We start from the raw sequence: 15,384 nt of genomic DNA, 5'->3' as shown, positions 1-15,384 counted from the left end.
GGCGTGGGCTCCGGAAACGGCTTGACGGCTGCCGGAAGCATAACATAACGTTCGTTTACCAAACGATCGTTTACCCATAACAAACAGAGGAAACGAACCATGAGCGCTGCCTCCCCCAACGAAAAGAAAGTGGTGCTGGTGATCGGCGCCGGGGACGCCACCGGCGGCGCCATCGCCCGCCGCTTCGCCCGCGAGGGCTACGTCGCCTGCGTCACCCGCCGCTCGGCGGACAAGCTGCAACCGCTGGTCGACGCCATCCGCGCCGAAGGCGGCGAGGCCCACGGCTTCGCCTCGGACGCGCGCAAGGAGGAGCAGGTGGCTGAACTGGTGGAGACCATCGAGCGCGACATCGGCCCCATCGAGGCCTTCGTCTTCAACATCGGCGCCAACGTGCCCTGCAGCATCCTCGACGAGACCGCGCGCAAGTACTTCAAGATCTGGGAAATGGCCTGCTTCTCCGGCTTCCTCACCGGCCAGGCGGTGGCCCGGCGCATGGTCGCGCGCCAGCGCGGCACCCTCCTCTTCACCGGCGCCACCGCCGGCCTGCGTGGCGCTGCCGGATTCGCCGCCTTCGCCGGGGCCAAGCACGGCATCCGCGCCCTGGCCCAGAGCATGGCCCGCGAGTTGGGGCCCATGGGCCTGCACGTGGCCCACGTGGTGGTGGACGGCGCCATCGACACCGAGTTCATCCGCGACAACTTCCCGGAGAAGTACGCGCAGAAAGACCAGGACGGCATCCTCGATCCCGAGCACATCGCCGACAACTACTGGTACCTGCATAGCCAGCCGCGCGACGCCTGGACCTTCGAGCTGGATCTGCGCCCCTGGATGGAACGCTGGTAATCCACAACGACAACAAAGAGGGATCACCCATGAGCAAAAGCGTCGAGTTCTACTTCGACTTCGGCAGCCCCACCTCCTACCTGGCCTACACCCAGCTGCCGGGCATCTGCGCCGAAGCCGGCGCCAAGCTGGTCTACCGCCCGGTGCTGCTGGGCGGGGTGTTCCAGGCTACCGGCAACGTCTCGCCCATCGCCGTCCCGGCCAAGGGCCGCTATACCCTGATCGACATGCAACGCTTCGCCCGCCGCTACGGCGTGCCGCTGAAGATGAACCCGCACTTCCCGATCAACACCCTGCTGCTGATGCGCGCCGCCACCGGCGTGCAACTGCGCCAGCCGGAACGCTTCGCGGCGCTGCTGGCCTGCGTGTTCAAGGGCATGTGGGTGGACGCCCTGAACCTGGGCGACGCGGCGGTGCTGGGCCCGCTGCTGGCCGAGGCCGGCTTCGAGCCGCAGGCGCTGCTGGCGCTGGCGGCGGACCAGGAAGTGAAGGACGCGCTCAAGGCCAACACCGAGGCGGCCATCAAGCGCGGCATGTTCGGCGCGCCGACCATGTTCGTCGGCGACCAGATGTTCTTCGGCCAGGACCGCCTGGACTTCGTCCGCGAGGCGCTGGCCTGAGGCGAAGGGCGGCCCCGCAAGGCCGCCCCTCGCGCCTCACAGGCCATGGAGCACGGCGGAGCGGCGCAGGCCGAAGAACTCCAGTTCCGCCAACACCCCGACCACCAGCGCCTGGCCGATGACGAAGGCGCAGCCCAGCACGGTCGGCTGCACCCAGCCGCTGAGCAGCAGGAACAGGCTTTCCAGCACCCACAGCAGGTTGGCGACGATCACCGCCCAGACGCCGATGCGCGACAGCAGTTCGCTATTGGCCATCCAGGCCAGCACCAGGGCGAAGGGCAGCAGCACGATGCCGGCCACCATCAGCAGTACGGCGGGCAGGCCGAACAGTTCGCTCAGCGGGTTGGCGGCCAGCGCCAGCAGCAGGCCGGTGGCGCCGCCGGCGAGGGCGTCGAGTTGCAGGGAACGGCGGAGCAGCGGGGACGGTTGCAGCAGAGTCATGGCGAATCCTCCTGAACGAAGCGCCGCCGGTCCGCGGCACCTGGCCGAAGAATCCGCCGCGGCGGGCACAGCGTCGATTACCTGCCAGGTAATGGCCGGGCCCCGGACGGAGGTCTATCGTTCGTTCCCATGGACAGCCAAACCCTCCCCGTCGGCGCCCTGCTGCGCCAATGGCGCCAGCGCCGCCGCCTCAGCCAGCTCGACCTGGCCTGCGACGCGGACATCTCCACGCGCCACCTGAGCTTCGTCGAGACCGGCCGCGCCCTGCCCAGCCGCGAGATGCTCCTGCACCTGGCCGAACAGTTGGACATCCCGCTGCGCGAGCGCAACCGCCTGCTCGGCGCCGCCGGCTACGCGCCGGTGTATTCCGAGCGGACGCTGGACGACCCGGCGCTGACCGTGGCGCGGCAGGCCATCGACCAGTTGCTCAAGGCCCACGAGCCGAACCCGGCGATGGTGGTGGACCGCCACTGGAACCTGCTGGCCTCCAACCACGCGGTGAGCGTCTTCCTCATCGGCGTGGCCCCCGAGCTGCTCGCCGCGCCCTGCAACGTGCTGCGCATGAGCCTGCACCCGCGCGGCCTGGCGCCGAACATTCTCAACCTGGGACCGTGGAAGGCGCACGTGATGGCGCGCCTGCAGCGGGACATCGACGCCAGCGGCGACCCGCAGTTGCAGGCCCTGCGCGATGAACTCGCGCTCTACCCGGCGCCGCCCCACGAAGAGCAGGCCAGCGGCGACATGGTGCTGATACCGGTGCAACTGAACACCGAGCTGGGCGTGCTCAGCCTGATCGGCACCATCACGGTGTTCGGCACGCCGGTGGACGTGACGCTCTCGGAACTGGCGCTGGAGACCTTCTTCCCCGCCGATGCGCGCAGCGCGGAAATCCTGCGCCGGCTCACCGGCGCGGGCTAGGAGAGATCAGGCAGCCGCCTTGCGCTCGCGGATGCAGGTCGGCCCGGCGCGCTCTTCCACGGCGTGGCGCACCTCGTCGCGCAGGCCGAGCAGGAAGGCCGCCTCGGCGGCGACGAACAGCGGGCCGACCACCAGCCCCACCAGGTCGTCGACGAAGGCCGGCTTGCGCCCCTCGTACCAGTGGCCGACGAACTGGATCACCCAGCCCACCACGAACAGGCCGATGCCCCAGGCCAGCCAACTGGCTGTGGAGCCCGCGGCCAGCACCGCGCCGGCCCACAGCGACAGCGCCAGGAGCACGCCCATGAGCACGCCAAAGCGCAGGTCCAGGCGCAGGTAGAACGCCAGCGCGGCCAGCGCCAGCAGGGTCGCCGGGGCCAGCAGCAGGCCGCCGACCTCAAGACCCGGGCGCGACAGCAGCACGGCGATGGACAGGACGATCATCGGGATGCCGATGAAGTGGCTGAGGATGTTGCGCCGGTCGCGGTGGTAGGCCGCGTACTGCGCCAGGTGGTCGACGAGTGTTTTCATTGTTCTGTCGTTCTCGGGCAAGGTACTGGCATCATGGCTTGGACTGCCGTACCACTCTGTCAACTAGCCGACAAAGCCCATGCCCGACACCGCCGACTGCCTGCAACGCATCGCCTCCGGCCGCTGGTTCCAGCACCTGCCCGCCGAACTGCGCGAAGCCCTCGGCCAGGCCGCCATCGTCCGCCGCCTGCCCGCCGGGCAGCGCCTGTTCGCCCGCGGCGACGCCCCCTGCGGGCTGTATTGCGTGGTCGAAGGAAGAATGCGCGTCGGCGCGGTGGGCGCCAGCGGCAAGGAGGCGCTGCTGGCCCTGGTGGAAGCGCCCAACTGGTTCGGCGAGATCTGCCTGTTCGACGGCCAGCCGCGCACCCACGACGCCTACGCCGAAGGCCCCACCACCCTGCTGCAGGTGCCGCTGCCGGCGCTGCACGCGCTGCTCGCCGAAAAGCCGCAGTACTGGCGCGACTTCGCCCTGCTGATGAGCCACAAGCTGCGCCTGGCCTTCACCGTGCTGGAAGAGCAGGCCCTGCTGCCGGCCGCCCAGCGCCTGGCGCGGCGCCTGCTGATGCTGGCCGCCAGCTACGGCGAGGCGCAGGCCAGCCAGCGCGAGCTGCACCTGCCCCAGGAACAGCTGGCGGCCATGCTCGGGCTGTCGCGGCAGACCACCAACCACCTGCTCAAGGAGCTGGAAGCCCGCGGCGTGCTGCGCCTGAGCTACGCCGGCATCGAGATCCTCGACGCCCATGGCCTGCGCCTGGCAGCGGGCGAGGAAGCATGACGCCGTCGGCAAATCACTCTTTCGATCAGTTGCAACGGCCAACACAGGCGCTAGCCTTTGCTGGCCCGGAGCATCGGGCGGGGCGCCAGGGGGAGCGCGCCCCGGTACGGTGACCCCTCGCAGGAAACCGGCCGGCCAGGCAAGGCCGGCGCTGTTCGCGAAATCACCCACGCCCGCCAAGGCGTGGCCAGGCGGCCAACAAGAACAACAGGGAAACTCCCGCCATGCACCGCAAATACCTCCTGCAGTACCTGTTCGTCTGTGTTCTCACCCTCCTCGCCCTGCCCGCCCGGGCCAACCTGCCCAGCGACGAGCAACAGCTGCAGGCCATGCAGGTCGACGCCTGCCGGGCCCTGGGCAGCCTGATGCTGTTGCGCGGCGAAGGCTTCCAGGAGAACCACGCCAACCAGCTGAAGGCCGACCTGGCCGCCCTGGACGCAGCGGTCAAAAGCTACGCCAAGGCCGACGACGGCCTGCGCAAGGCCCACCAGGCGCTGCTCGCGCAGATCCAGGCCGGCACCACCTATGGCCCGAAAGAGGAGGACCTGCCCTGGACCTACCTGCCGGACCTGAGCCGCGCCCTGCGCGAGTTCCTCGGCCAGGTCGAGCGCTTCGTGCCACCCTCCGGGACCGATGAGCTGCCGCTGTGGCAGGTGCCGGTGCGCATCGAATACCTTTCCGTGCAGTACCTGGCGCGTTCCTACCTGGGCGTGCTGGAGATCGCCCGCGAGGCGCCGCAGAGCTACCTCGGCCAGGACGAGAAGACGCTGCTGCCGCTGATCAGCCGCAGCCTCTCGCGCCTGCCGCCGGGCGCGGCGAGCGGCAAGCTGCAGACGCGCTGGAACTACCTGGAAACCGCCCTGGGCGACATGAACAGCAAGAGCAACGCGCTGGTCAGCGCCTCCGGCCGGCCCTGGGCGCCGATCATCGTCGAACGCCACGCCCGCGAGCTGGCCGGCCAGCTCATGCAGCTGAGCCAGGCGCAGTGAGGCAGGCCCGGCGGCCCCTCAGGCCGCCGGGGCGCTCTCGCTGGCCTCGACCTGGCGCGGCAGCGGCGGCGTGGCATGCGGGCGCGCCAGCTCGTCGCGGTCCAGCTGGGCCGCACGCCCCACCAGCAGCGGGTCGGGGGCGTGGGCGATGGCCAGGTCCTTGCCGGGGTAGTCCAGCGTGTGCAGGAAGTGGCGCAGGCAGTTCAGCCGCGCACGCTTCTTGTCGTCGGACTTGACCACCACCCAGGGCGCGTCGGCGGTGTCGGTGTGGAAGAACATCGCCTCCTTGGCCTGGGTGTAGTCGTCCCAGCGGTCCAGCGACTGGATGTCGATGGGCGACAGCTTCCAGTGCTTGAGCGGGTCGTCGCGGCGCGACACGAAGCGCCGCAGCTGCTCCTCGCGGCTGACCGAGAACCAGTACTTGAACAGCTGGATGCCGTTGCGCACCAGCATGCGCTCCAGTTCCGGCGTCTGCTGCATGAACTCCAGGTACTGGCGCGGCGTGCAGAAGCCCATCACCCGCTCGACGCCGGCGCGGTTGTACCAGGAGCGGTCGAAGAAGACCATTTCGCCCGCGGTGGGCAGGTGCTGGACGTAGCGCTGGAAGTACCACTGGCCGCTTTCCGCGTCGCTGGGCTTTTCCAGGGCGACCACCCGCGCGCCACGCGGGTTCAGGTGCTCCATGAAGCGCTTGATGGTGCCGCCCTTGCCGGCGGCGTCGCGGCCCTCGAAGAGCACCACGATGCGCTGCCCGGTCTCCTTCACCCAGCTCTGCACCTTCAGCAGTTCCACCTGCAGCTGCGCCTTGAGCGCCTCGTATTCCTTGCGCTGCAGGCGTTTGCGGTAGGGGTAGGACGAGGGCAGGCCGGCGGAGCCGGAATCCTCGTTGCTGCCGCGCGGCGCCATGGCCACGGTCAGGGCGACCGGGCCGTGGCTCTGGGCACGGATTTCCTCGCCGCCGCGGGTCGGCGTCGGGGCCTCCAGGGCAGCGAGGACGGGCGGGTTCTTGGCATCGGGCTGCGGCATGGTCTCCTCCTGTGAGACATGGGGCTCGGGCGAGCAATCCCCCCACTCTGCTAGCTGCCGGGTACGGCGATCTTGATCGATATCAAGGCCGCGCGCCCCGGCGACGCTACAGCCAGCCGCGGAACTTGAACCAGAGGTACGGGATGATCGCCGAGACCACCATGGCCACCAGCGCCAGCGGGTAGCCGCTGGCCCAGGCCAGTTCCGGCATGTGCTGGAAGTTCATGCCGTACACGGTGCCCACCAGGGTCGGCGGCAGGAACAGCACGGCGGCGATGGAGAACACCTTGATGATGCTGTTCTGCTCGATGTTGATCAGGCCCAGGGTGGCGTCGAGCAGGAAGGTGATCTCGCCGGACATCTTCGACTGGTACTCGCCCAGCGAACGCACGTCGCGCTCCACCGACTTCATGCCCAGGCGCGCCTCCTCGCTGATCCAGGCGTTGCCATTGCCGCTCTGGCGGAAATAGGCCAGCGGCCGGCTGACGCTGAGCAGGCTCTCGTTGAGCTTGGACAGCAGCGAGTTGGTGCGCCCCAACTGCTTGACGATCTGCTGCAGGTCGGTCTTGGGCACGCGGGAGCGGGGCAGCTCGCCGTGGTCGGTGAAGATGTCCCGCGACAGCGTGTCCAACTGGCCCTGCACCGACTCCAGCACGTCGGCGATGCGGTCGACCACCGCGTCCATCAGGTTGACGAACAGCAGGTCGCTGGCGCCCTTGCAGCCGCTGCGCTGCACCCGCGTCTCGAAGGTGCGGAACGACAGCACGTCGGCGTAGCGCACCGTCACCAGCCACTGCGGGGTGAGCACGCAGGTGACCTCGGCGGTGTTCGGCCGGTGCTCGCGGATGCCGCTGACCACCGAGGTGGTCATGTACAGCGCGCCCTTGCTCTCGTAGAAGCGCGAGGAATCCTCGATCTCGGCCATTTCCTCGCGGGTCGGCACGTCCACTTCGATGAAGGACTCCAGCAGGCGCTCCTCCTCTTCCGTGGGGTGCAGCAGGTCGATCCACAGCGTGCCCGCCGGCATGGCCGCGCCGACTTCGCCGGTGTGGCGCTGCAAGCGGTCGCCGTCGAGGGTGTAATAGGTGATCATGTCGCATCCGCGTCCTTCTGCGGCCATCCAGGTCAGCGCAGGTTGGACAACTTCCCCCGGCTGCACAAGCCCGCACGGAGCCACCCGGCATGAGCGACATCGACGACGGCGAAGAATCCTTCGCGGCAGAAACCCTGATCCAGGCCATCGAGAACCAGATCGAAAGCGGCGAGCCGGCGGCGGCCCGCGCGGTGCTCAACAAGCTGACGCTGGTCGGCTACGAGCGCGAGGAGGCCCTGGAAATGATGGCCCTGGTGCTGGCCCACGAGATCCAGGCGATGCTCGCCGAGGAACGCGCCTTCGACGGCGCCTGGTACGAGCAGGCCCTGCGCGCATTGCCGCAGCTGCCCGGCGAGGAATGAGCTTGCCGAGCGCGGGGTGGCTGTGGCTAAACTGGCGCAACATCGCCACCGAGGAGTCGCCATGGCCTTCACCCAAGAGCTGGTAGCGGAACTGGAATTGCTTGCCCTGTTCGATCTCGAGAACACCCAGGCAGGCCTGAAGATCCACCATGACGCGGCCCCGACGGCCATCTCTGCGGCCGGGCGATTGCACGCCAAGGGCCTGATCGACCAGCCCGACGGCGGCTACCTGACCAGCCTGGGGCTGGACGCCGCCGAACACGCCCAGGTGCTGCTGAACATCCTCAAGCCCTGAACCCCGCGGCCGCCATCCATCGGCGGCCCGCCCCATTTCCTTAAGGACAGCCCCGCCGCGGTCGATATACAGTGCAGATCATGCGGTAATGGCACTCAGCCATAACCGCCCGATAGCTGACCGCGGCAGGCCATGACCTTCACCCACGAGATTCGTCCGGACATCGACGACGGCATCGACCGCAAGGTCCTGGCGCGCCTGCGCAAGCGCTTCCTGGCGATCAACCAGGGGCGCCTGGAGCGCGCCACGGCCGCGCTGTCGAGCCGCCAGCAACTGGTGCTGCGCCTGCTGCCGCTGCTGCTGGACGTCAACCACCCGCTGCTGCCCGGCTACGTCTCCGGCGCCACCCCGGCGGGGCTGTGCGGCTTCGTCCCCGACGACGAGCTGCTGGCCGAAGCCCAGCGCCTGACCCGCTCGTTCAGCTACAAGCCGCGCCGCGGCGAGGCCGACCTGCCGATCCACGGGCTGTTCCTGATGGGCAGCCTGGGCACGGTGGCCCAGGAGGAGCGGAGCGACCTCGACCTGTGGGTCTGCCACGCCCCGGGGCTCGCGCCCGGCGCGGTGGCCGAGCTGCAGCGCAAGTGCGAGCTGCTGGAGCGCTGGGCCGCGGGCCAGGGCGCCGAGGTGCACTGCTTCCTCATCGACCCGCGCGGCTTCGTCAGCGGCGCGCGCAACGCCCGGCTGACCTCCGACGACTGCGGCACCAGCCAGCACTACCTGCTGCTCGACGAGTTCTACCGCACCGCCATCTGGCTCGGCGGGCGCACGCCGCTGTGGTGGCTGGTGCCGGAATACGAGGAAGGGCGCTATCGCGACTACGTCGAGCAACTGCTGAGCAAGCGCTTCATCCGCCACGAGGAAGTCCTCGACCTCGGCCACCTGGCGCACATCCCGCCCGGCGAGTTCGTCGGCTCGGGCATGTGGCAGTTGTTCAAGGGCATCACCTCGCCCTACAAGGCGGTACTCAAGCTGCTGCTCAGCGAGGTCTACGCCAGCGAGCACCCGCAGGTCGCCTGCCTGGCCCTGCGCTTCAAGGCCGAGGTCTACGCCGGGCGCCTGGAACTGGACGAGCTGGACCCGTACATCCTGCTCTACCGGCGCCTGGAGGAATACCTCCTCGCGCGCGGCGAGCAGGAACGCCTGGAGCTGGTGCGCCGCTGCCTGTACCTGAAGGTCGGCAAGAAGCTCAGCCGCCGCCCGCAGCAGGGCCGCAAGAGCTGGCAGCGCCTGCTGATGGAGCGCCTGACCGGCGCCTGGGGCTGGGACGGGCGCGTGCTCGGCCTGCTCGACTCGCGCAGCCAGTGGAAGGTGCGCCAGGTCACCCTGGAGCGCCGCGCCCTGGTCAACGAGCTGACCTACAGCTACCGCTTCCTCTCGCGCTTCGCCCGCCAGCAGCAGGCCGCCAGCGGCATCGACCCGCGCGACCTGGGCGTGCTCGGCCGGCGCCTGTACGCCGCCTTCGAACGCAAGGCCGGCAAGGTCGAGCACATCAACCCGGGCATCGCCCCGGACCTGGGCGAAGACCTCCTCACCCTCGCCCGCCTGCCCGCCGGCAACGCCGCCGAGGGCGGTTCCTGGGCGCTGTTCCCGGGCAACCTGACCGGCGCCGAGCTGGCCGACTACGCGCCGCTCAAGCGCGCCCGCGAGCTGATCGAGCTGCTGGCCTGGAGCCACCGCAACGGCGTGATCGATGGCGGCACCCGGCTGTCGCTGCAGCCCGGCGACAGCGACCTGAGCGAACACGAACTGGGCAACCTGCTGCTCGGCCTGCAGCAGGCCATGCCCATGCCCCTGGAAGAAGTGGCCGAAAGCGCCCTGCTGCGCCCCAGCGCCCCGGCCAGCGTGCTGATCCTGGTGAACGTCGGCCTCGACCCGCTGCGCCAGCACAGCCAGGCCAACCTGCACATGACCAGCGGGCGCACCGACTCGCTGGGCTACTCCGGCATGCGCGACAACCTGGTGCTGACCCTCGACCAGGTCACCCTGAACAGCTGGAACGAACTGCTGGTCAGCCGCTACGCCGGCCCCGGCGCGCTGCTCGACTGCCTGCGCGACTACCTCAACGCCCTGCCCGCCGACACCGCGCCGCCGCGCCTGCTGGTGCGCTGCTTCTGCCGCAACCGCGCGGCGGCCATCGCCCAGCGCGTCGAGGAACTGTTCCAGGACGCCTACGCCCAGCTGGCCAGCGGCAACGGCGGGCGCTACCTGCTGCAGATCCGCCAGCAGTACCACCTGCTGCGCCTGCAGCCGGGCCAGGTCAGCCACCAGAGCCTGGCCGACCTGCCGGCCCTGCTCGAACACCTGGGCGAACGCCAGGGCGCCTATAGCCCGCTGCACCTGGACCGCCACGCCCTGGAAGGCGAGGACCTGGCGCTGCTGCTGCCGCTCGGCCGCCCCGGCTGCCTGCAGGTGTTCTACCGCCTGGACGAGGGCCAGGCCACGCTCTACCTGCTGGACGAACGCAACTCCCTGTGGTACGGCCGCCAGGCCTGCGACGACGAGCAGACGCTGCTGGTGCCGCTGCAGCGTTTCCTCCAGGCCATGCTCTACCGGCGCAGCGCGCAACTGCCGCTGGGCGAGGCGCAGCCGGTGCAGGAAATCATTTATTACGAATTGCTACCGGCCGGCCGCGGACGGGCTCGCCGGGTGGAACGCCGCCAGGCGCCGCCCAGCGCGCAGGAGCGGCCCTACTACAACGTCCAGGCGATCGTCGAGCCGGGGGCCGGGCAGCGTTCGCGCATCACCCTGTACTGCAACCACCGCGAGTTTTCCGAACTGGAGTACGGCGCCGGGCTGTTCCAGGCCGTGGCCCGGCACATCCTCGCCCAGCGCCGCGGACAGGAGCGCTACCCCTGCTACATCACCGACCTGGACCTGTCGGCGGTGGCCGCCGAATCGGCGCTGCAGAGCATCCATTACCTGCGCTACAAGCAGCGCCTGGAAAGCGCGCTGAACCAGGCCCTGGCCGAGGCCTGAACCCGGTCCGGGCGGTGCGCAGCAGATCGTGACGGGCGCTTAGCGGTTGTAGTCGCCGGCGGCTTCGGGCTGATAGGTGATGTCCAGCAGGCTCAGCTTGAGGGTCTTGCCGCCCGGGGCCGGCCAGTCGATGCTCTGGCCGACGGTCAAGCCCAGCAGCGCGGTGCCCACCGGCGCGAGGATGGATACCTTGCCTTCGCCGCCAGCGTCCTCCGGGTAGACCAGGGTCAGCAGGTACTCCTTGCCGCTGCTTTCCTCGCGGCAGCGCACGCTGGAATTCATGGTCACCACGCCCGGCGGCACCTCGTCGTGGCCGACCACGTTGGCGCGGGACAGCTCGGCTTCCAGCGCTTCGGCGGCGGGACCGTACTCTTCCAGGCTGTCGAGCAGGCGCTCCAGACGTTGCAGGTCGAGACGGGTAACGGTGATGGACGGTGCGGTGGTCATGATGGCCGGCAGACTCCTTGGCAGTGGATCGAAAAAAGAAAAACCCCGCCCAAGGCGGGGTTTTCAGCGGACACTAACACAGTACCGCGAATAAGCAAGACCACCCGGTCAGGGGCCCGGCCACAGCGGTTTGCGGCGTGCCAGGGCGGCCTCGATTATCTGCCGCCGGCGCATGCCGTCGGCCTCGTTCCATTCGAGAATCTCCGCCAGGCTGCGCCCGCAGCCCAGGCAGACATCGCCCTCGTCCAGGCAGCAGCGCCGGCAGCAGGGCGAGGGGACCGGCGCCTCAGAGGCCGGGGAACTCGACATCCGCGCCCGCCTGCTCCAGGGTCGCCCGGTTGAGCAGCGCGCCCAGCGGCTCGCGGGTGCTGTCGCTCAGCCACAGGCTGCCGGACTCGTCGTAGTCGAAGTGGAAACCGCCGGAACGCGCCGCCACCCACAGCTGGCGCAGCGCCGGCTGGCGGCTGAGGATCAGCTGGCTGCCGTTCTCGAAGCGCACGGTCAGCACGCCGCCGGAATTCTCCAGGTCCACGTCCAGGTCACTGTCATCGAAGGCGTCTTCCACCGTGGTCTGCACCTCGTCGACGAGGTCGTGGAAACGGGCTTCGCTCATGCTGCTCATGCATTGTCCTCAGGAATCTGCCAAAGGCTGCAGTGTACGCCGGTATTGCCCGAGACTCTGCCCCGTCCAGCGGCGGAAGGCCCGCGCCAGCGAGCCGGTCTCGCTGAAGCCGACCAGGCTGGCGACGTCGGCCAGCTCCAGCGCCGGGTCGCGCAGGTGGTGCAGCACCAATTGCTGGCGCGTCTCGTCCACCAGGCGGCTGAACGACAGGCCGCTGTCGCGCAGGCGGCGCTGCAGGGTGCGCGGGCTCAGGGCCAGCTCGCCGGCCAGGGCCTCCAGGTCCACGGCCTGCTCCGGGAGGCGCTCGGCCAGGCACTGGCGGGCCCGTTCGAGCACGCCCTCGCCGCGGCGGATGCTTTCCAGCAGGCGCCCGGCGTAGGCGTCGAGGGTGCGCTGGATCTGGCTGTCGGCCTGGCCCAGGGGCAGCGCCAGCAGGCGCCGGGGGAAGACCAGGGCGTTGTCCGCCTGGCCGAACAGCACCGGGCAGCGGAAGATGCGCCGGTGCTCGGTGGTATCGGCCGGCGCCGGATGGCGGAAGCGCACTTCCACCGGCGCCTGTTCCAAACCGCTGATCCAGTGGCCGAAGCGCAGCCAGCAGGCCAGGGTCTCCTCCGCCAGTTGGCGCTGCTGGCGCGGCAGCAAAGGCTCCCAGCTGTGCCGCACCAGCGGCTCGTGGCCGGCGCGCGGCGGCTCGTCGGCCAGCTCGACGCGGCCCAGGCTGCCCACCAGCTCGGCGTAGCGGGCCTGGCGGTGCAGGGCGTCGCCGAGGGTCGCGCAGCTCATCAGCAGGTAGCCGAGCACGCCGAAGTGACCGGGGCGCACGGCCTCGCCCAAGTGCAGGCCGAGGTCGGCGTCGCCGCTCAGCGCCAGGCCCAGCTCCAGCAGGTCGACATAGACGCTGGCGGCGATGCGCGCCTCGCGCTGGTCGAGGATCGATGGCTCGAGCTGGACGCCGGCCAACAGCCGCTGCGGCGCGACGCCGCGACGCTCGAGGTGGTCCACCAGGCCCTGCACGTAGGCGATGGAAATGGAGCCGGCGAGTGGGACGGGGGCTTGCATGGATCCTCCGTTTTTTCCTACGAATCCTACCCGGAAGGCCCGCCGGGCGGGAGTCCGCTTGCATAGGCAAGGCGCCGGGGGGCCGGTATACTCCGGTCCAATTACGCTTTGAATACAAGGATTCCGCCATGAAGCGACTGCTTCTTCCCTTCGTCGCGCTCGCCGTGCTCAGCGCCGCGCTCGCCGGCTGCGGCCAGAAAGGCCCGCTGTACCTGCCGGACGACCAGCAAGCCCAAAGCAAGCACAGCAAGGACCGCTACGGTCTGTAAGGGAGCAGCACATGGAGGCATTCAACGTCCGTGACGGGCAACTGTTCGCGGAAGGCGTGGCGTTGTCGGCGCTAGCCGAGCGCTTCGGCACGCCCACCTACGTCTATTCGCGCGCTCACATCGAGCAGCAGTTCCGTTCCTATACCGACGCCCTGCAGGGCCTGCCGCACCTGGTCTGCTTCGCGGTCAAGGCCAACTCCAACCTGGCCGTGCTGAATGTCCTGGCGCGCCTGGGCTCGGGCTTCGACATCGTCTCGCGCGGCGAGCTGGAACGCGTGCTGGCCGCCGGCGGCGACCCGGCCAAGGTGGTGTTCTCCGGCGTCGGCAAGAGCCGCGACGACATGCACCGCGCCCTGCAAGTGGGCGTGCACTGCTTCAACGTCGAATCCGCCGTGGAGCTGGAGCGCCTGCAGGAAGTGGCCGCGGAACTGGGCGTGAAGGCCCCCGTGTCGCTGCGGGTGAACCCGGACGTGGACGCCCAGACCCACCCCTACATCTCCACCGGGCTGAAAGAGAACAAGTTCGGCGTCGACATCGACGAGGCCGAGGCCATCTACGCCCGCGCCGCCGAGCTGCCGAACCTGGAAGTGAAAGGCGTGGACTGCCACATCGGCTCGCAGCTGACCCAGCTGGAGCCCTTCCTCGACGCCCTCGACCGCCTGCTGGCGCTGGTCGACCGCCTGGCCGCGCGCGGCATCCTGATCCGCCACCTGGACCTGGGCGGCGGCCTGGGCGTGCGCTACCGCGACGAAACCCCGCCGCCGGCCAGCGACTACATCCGCGCCATCCGCGAGCGCCTGGGCAGCCGCGCGCTGACCCTGGTGTTCGAGCCGGGCCGCTACATCGTGGCCAACGCCGGCCTGCTGCTGACCCGCGTGGAGTACCTCAAGCACACCGCGCACAAGGACTTCGCCATCATCGACGCGGCGATGAACGACCTGATCCGCCCGGCGCTGTACCAGGCCTGGATGGACGTCACCGCGGTGCGCGAGCGCAGCGGCGCCAAGCGTACCTACGACCTGGTCGGCCCCATCTGCGAGACCGGCGACTTCCTCGCCAAGGGCCGCGAGCTGGCCCTGGAGGAAGGCGACCTGCTGGCGGTGCGCTCGGCCGGCGCCTATGGTTTCGTCATGAGTTCCAACTACAACACCCGCGGCCGCGCCGCCGAGGTGCTGGTGGATGGCGAGCGGGCCTTCGAGGTGCGCCGCCGCGAGACCGTCCAGGAGCTTTACGCCGGCGAAAGCCTGCTGCCGGAGTGAGGCCGAAACCATGCTACTGCGCTTCACCAAGATGCACGGGCTGGGCAATGACTTCATGGTCCTCGACCTGGTCAGCCAGCACGCCCACGTGCTGCCCCGCCACGTCAAGACCTGGGGCGACCGCAACACCGGCGTCGGCTTCGACCAGCTGCTGATCGTCGAGCCGCCGGGCAGCCCCGAGGTCGACTTCCGCTACCGCATCTTCAACGCCGACGGCAGCGAAGTGGAACAGTGCGGCAACGGCGCGCGCTGCTTCGCCCGCTTCGTGCTGGACAAGCGCCTGACCATGAAGAAGACCATCCGCGTCGAGACCAAGGGCGGCATCATCGAGCTCAGCGTCGCCAACGACGGCCAGGTCACCGTGGACATGGGCGCGCCGCGCCTGGCGCCGGAACAGGTGCCCTTCGTCGCCGACGCCGAAGCCACCAGCTACGCCGTGGAAGTCGACGGGCAGAGCGTCGAACTGGCCGCCATCTCCATGGGCAACCCCCACGGCGTGCTGCGGGTGGACGACGTCGACAGCGCCCCGGTGCGCACCCTGGGCCCGCAGCTGGAGGTGCACCCGCGCTTCCCGGCCAAGGCCAACATCGGCTTCCTCCAGGTGCTCGACGCCAACCATGCGCGCCTGCGCGTGTGGGAGCGCGGCGTCGGCGAGACCCTCGCCTGCGGTACCGGCGCCTGCGCCGCCGCGGTGGCCGGCATCCGCCAGGGCTGGCTGCGCTCGCCGGTGCAGATCGACCTGCCGGGCGGCCGCCTGAACATCGAGTGGGCAGGCCCCGGCCAGCCGGTTATGATGACCGGGCCCGCCGTGCGGGTGTACGAAGGCCAGGTCCGCCTGTAACCCGAGACGCCAAGCCGA

The 15,384-nt window shown here is 69.6% G+C and carries 18 protein-coding genes and 1 pseudogene; 11 read left to right on the top strand and 8 right to left on the bottom strand.

All coding sequences use genetic code 11. The features are described 5' to 3' along the window. The first annotated feature begins 99 nt into the window (after positions 1 to 99). Positions 100 to 843, top strand: a complete 744-nt coding sequence (locus tag M8R19_RS17370) for an SDR family oxidoreductase (RefSeq protein ID WP_061563079.1) — start codon at positions 100 to 102, stop codon at positions 841 to 843. A gap of 29 nt (positions 844 to 872) precedes the next feature. After that, positions 873 to 1,463, top strand: a complete 591-nt coding sequence (locus M8R19_RS17365; RefSeq protein WP_249918430.1) for a 2-hydroxychromene-2-carboxylate isomerase — start codon at positions 873 to 875, stop codon at positions 1,461 to 1,463. A gap of 36 nt (positions 1,464 to 1,499) precedes the next feature. Here M8R19_RS17365 and M8R19_RS17360 read toward each other — a convergent pair whose 3' ends face one another. Continuing rightward, a complete protein-coding gene (locus M8R19_RS17360; RefSeq protein WP_249918429.1) occupies positions 1,500 to 1,904 on the bottom strand; it encodes a hypothetical protein in 405 nt (134 codons plus the stop codon). Positions 1,905 to 2,033: 129 nt separating this feature from the next. On the opposite strand from M8R19_RS17360, the gene M8R19_RS17355 reads away from it, so the two are divergent. Next, entirely contained in the window at positions 2,034 to 2,822 is a 789-nt protein-coding gene (locus M8R19_RS17355) for an MmyB family transcriptional regulator (RefSeq protein WP_249918428.1), read from the top strand. 6 nt (positions 2,823 to 2,828) lie between these two features. On the opposite strand, the gene M8R19_RS17350 is transcribed toward M8R19_RS17355, so the two are convergent. Further along, entirely contained in the window at positions 2,829 to 3,353 is a 525-nt protein-coding gene (locus M8R19_RS17350; protein ID WP_249918427.1) for an Mpo1 family 2-hydroxy fatty acid dioxygenase, read from the bottom strand. Positions 3,354 to 3,432: 79 nt separating this feature from the next. On the opposite strand from M8R19_RS17350, the gene M8R19_RS17345 reads away from it, so the two are divergent. Next, positions 3,433 to 4,128 carry a Crp/Fnr family transcriptional regulator gene (locus tag M8R19_RS17345; RefSeq protein ID WP_043315039.1) on the top strand — a complete coding sequence of 232 codons (696 nt, stop codon included), beginning with the start codon at positions 3,433 to 3,435 and terminating at the stop codon, positions 4,126 to 4,128. Between the two features lie 224 nt (positions 4,129 to 4,352). Next, the gene (locus M8R19_RS17340; protein WP_249918426.1) at positions 4,353 to 5,117 is read left to right on the top strand and encodes a hypothetical protein; all 765 of its coding nucleotides are present in this window, start codon (positions 4,353 to 4,355) and stop codon (positions 5,115 to 5,117) included. On the opposite strand, the pseudogene ppk2 reads toward M8R19_RS17340, so the two are convergent. Both ppk2 and M8R19_RS17330 read right to left on the bottom strand, forming a co-directional pair. Further along, positions 5,092 to 6,023, bottom strand: a pseudogene (ppk2, locus tag M8R19_RS17335) (polyphosphate kinase 2). The gene M8R19_RS17340 and the pseudogene ppk2 sit on opposite strands and share 26 nt — an antisense overlap. A 226-nt stretch (positions 6,024 to 6,249) precedes the next feature. Next, on the bottom strand, positions 6,250 to 7,236 hold the full coding sequence (locus tag M8R19_RS17330; protein WP_043315036.1) for a magnesium transporter CorA family protein: 987 nt from the start codon (positions 7,234 to 7,236) through the stop codon (positions 6,250 to 6,252). A gap of 89 nt (positions 7,237 to 7,325) precedes the next feature. Here M8R19_RS17330 and M8R19_RS17325 point away from each other — a divergent pair, with 89 nt between their 5' ends. The 3 genes from M8R19_RS17325 to M8R19_RS17315 all read left to right on the top strand — a co-directional run bounded on the left by M8R19_RS17325 (position 7,326) and on the right by M8R19_RS17315 (position 10,869). After that, entirely contained in the window at positions 7,326 to 7,598 is a 273-nt protein-coding gene (locus M8R19_RS17325) for a hypothetical protein (RefSeq protein ID WP_074983159.1), read from the top strand. A gap of 61 nt (positions 7,599 to 7,659) precedes the next feature. Further along, positions 7,660 to 7,893 carry a TIGR02647 family protein gene (locus M8R19_RS17320; protein WP_249918425.1) on the top strand — a complete coding sequence of 78 codons (234 nt, stop codon included), beginning with the start codon at positions 7,660 to 7,662 and terminating at the stop codon, positions 7,891 to 7,893. 132 nt (positions 7,894 to 8,025) lie between these two features. Then, a complete protein-coding gene (locus M8R19_RS17315; protein WP_249918424.1) occupies positions 8,026 to 10,869 on the top strand; it encodes a class I adenylate cyclase in 2,844 nt (947 codons plus the stop codon). A 39-nt stretch (positions 10,870 to 10,908) separates the two neighbouring features. On the opposite strand, the gene rnk is transcribed toward M8R19_RS17315, so the two are convergent. The 4 genes from rnk to M8R19_RS17295 form a co-directional block, all read right to left on the bottom strand. Next, positions 10,909 to 11,316, bottom strand: a complete 408-nt coding sequence (gene rnk, locus M8R19_RS17310; RefSeq protein WP_074983162.1) for a nucleoside diphosphate kinase regulator — start codon at positions 11,314 to 11,316, stop codon at positions 10,909 to 10,911. Between the two features lie 108 nt (positions 11,317 to 11,424). Further along, a complete protein-coding gene (locus M8R19_RS17305; protein WP_249918423.1) occupies positions 11,425 to 11,625 on the bottom strand; it encodes a DUF1289 domain-containing protein in 201 nt (66 codons plus the stop codon). After that, the gene (gene cyaY, locus M8R19_RS17300) at positions 11,603 to 11,938 is read right to left on the bottom strand and encodes an iron donor protein CyaY (protein WP_064584849.1); all 336 of its coding nucleotides are present in this window, start codon (positions 11,936 to 11,938) and stop codon (positions 11,603 to 11,605) included. Before cyaY ends, M8R19_RS17305 begins: the two co-directional genes overlap by 23 nt. 9 nt (positions 11,939 to 11,947) lie before the next feature. Next, entirely contained in the window at positions 11,948 to 12,997 is a 1,050-nt protein-coding gene (locus M8R19_RS17295) for an AraC family transcriptional regulator (protein ID WP_009614050.1), read from the bottom strand. A gap of 128 nt (positions 12,998 to 13,125) precedes the next feature. Between M8R19_RS17295 and lptM the strand changes: the two genes are divergently transcribed. Genes lptM through dapF form a run of 3 tightly spaced genes read left to right on the top strand, consistent with a single transcriptional unit; the run spans position 13,126 to position 15,366 of the window. Beyond that, positions 13,126 to 13,266, top strand: coding sequence for an LPS translocon maturation chaperone LptM (lptM, locus tag M8R19_RS17290; protein ID WP_009614052.1), 141 nt, complete (start codon positions 13,126 to 13,128; stop codon positions 13,264 to 13,266). An 11-nt stretch (positions 13,267 to 13,277) separates the two neighbouring features. Continuing rightward, complete coding sequence (gene lysA, locus M8R19_RS17285; protein WP_249918422.1) at positions 13,278 to 14,525, top strand: diaminopimelate decarboxylase; 1,248 nt, start codon at positions 13,278 to 13,280, stop codon at positions 14,523 to 14,525. Positions 14,526 to 14,535: 10 nt separating this feature from the next. After that, positions 14,536 to 15,366 carry a diaminopimelate epimerase gene (gene dapF / locus M8R19_RS17280; RefSeq protein WP_249918421.1) on the top strand — a complete coding sequence of 277 codons (831 nt, stop codon included), beginning with the start codon at positions 14,536 to 14,538 and terminating at the stop codon, positions 15,364 to 15,366. Positions 15,367 to 15,384 lie beyond the last annotated feature (18 nt).

The sequence above is a fragment of the Pseudomonas sp. R3.Fl genome, assembly GCF_023516765.1.
Lineage (GTDB): Bacteria > Pseudomonadota > Gammaproteobacteria > Pseudomonadales > Pseudomonadaceae > Pseudomonas > Pseudomonas citronellolis.
This window is presented reverse-complemented; position numbering and strand designations above follow the sequence as displayed.

What these genes read in the sequence shown, in the direction of transcription:
- M8R19_RS17370 (WP_061563079.1), top strand. Translation starts at nt 100, where the DNA reads ATGAGCGCTGCCTCCCCCAACGAAAAGAAAGTGGTGCTGGTGATCGGC.
- M8R19_RS17365 (WP_249918430.1), top strand. Translation starts at nt 873, where the DNA reads ATGAGCAAAAGCGTCGAGTTCTACTTCGACTTCGGCAGCCCCACCTCC.
- M8R19_RS17360 (WP_249918429.1), bottom strand. Translation starts at nt 1,904, where the DNA reads ATGACTCTGCTGCAACCGTCCCCGCTGCTCCGCCGTTCCCTGCAACTC.
- M8R19_RS17355 (WP_249918428.1), top strand. Translation starts at nt 2,034, where the DNA reads ATGGACAGCCAAACCCTCCCCGTCGGCGCCCTGCTGCGCCAATGGCGC.
- M8R19_RS17350 (WP_249918427.1), bottom strand. Translation starts at nt 3,353, where the DNA reads ATGAAAACACTCGTCGACCACCTGGCGCAGTACGCGGCCTACCACCGC.
- M8R19_RS17345 (WP_043315039.1), top strand. Translation starts at nt 3,433, where the DNA reads ATGCCCGACACCGCCGACTGCCTGCAACGCATCGCCTCCGGCCGCTGG.
- M8R19_RS17340 (WP_249918426.1), top strand. Translation starts at nt 4,353, where the DNA reads ATGCACCGCAAATACCTCCTGCAGTACCTGTTCGTCTGTGTTCTCACC.
- M8R19_RS17330 (WP_043315036.1), bottom strand. Translation starts at nt 7,236, where the DNA reads ATGATCACCTATTACACCCTCGACGGCGACCGCTTGCAGCGCCACACC.
- M8R19_RS17325 (WP_074983159.1), top strand. Translation starts at nt 7,326, where the DNA reads ATGAGCGACATCGACGACGGCGAAGAATCCTTCGCGGCAGAAACCCTG.
- M8R19_RS17320 (WP_249918425.1), top strand. Translation starts at nt 7,660, where the DNA reads ATGGCCTTCACCCAAGAGCTGGTAGCGGAACTGGAATTGCTTGCCCTG.
- M8R19_RS17315 (WP_249918424.1), top strand. Translation starts at nt 8,026, where the DNA reads ATGACCTTCACCCACGAGATTCGTCCGGACATCGACGACGGCATCGAC.
- rnk (WP_074983162.1), bottom strand. Translation starts at nt 11,316, where the DNA reads ATGACCACCGCACCGTCCATCACCGTTACCCGTCTCGACCTGCAACGT.
- M8R19_RS17305 (WP_249918423.1), bottom strand. Translation starts at nt 11,625, where the DNA reads ATGTCGAGTTCCCCGGCCTCTGAGGCGCCGGTCCCCTCGCCCTGCTGC.
- cyaY (WP_064584849.1), bottom strand. Translation starts at nt 11,938, where the DNA reads ATGAGCAGCATGAGCGAAGCCCGTTTCCACGACCTCGTCGACGAGGTG.
- M8R19_RS17295 (WP_009614050.1), bottom strand. Translation starts at nt 12,997, where the DNA reads ATGCAAGCCCCCGTCCCACTCGCCGGCTCCATTTCCATCGCCTACGTG.
- lptM (WP_009614052.1), top strand. Translation starts at nt 13,126, where the DNA reads ATGAAGCGACTGCTTCTTCCCTTCGTCGCGCTCGCCGTGCTCAGCGCC.
- lysA (WP_249918422.1), top strand. Translation starts at nt 13,278, where the DNA reads ATGGAGGCATTCAACGTCCGTGACGGGCAACTGTTCGCGGAAGGCGTG.
- dapF (WP_249918421.1), top strand. Translation starts at nt 14,536, where the DNA reads ATGCTACTGCGCTTCACCAAGATGCACGGGCTGGGCAATGACTTCATG.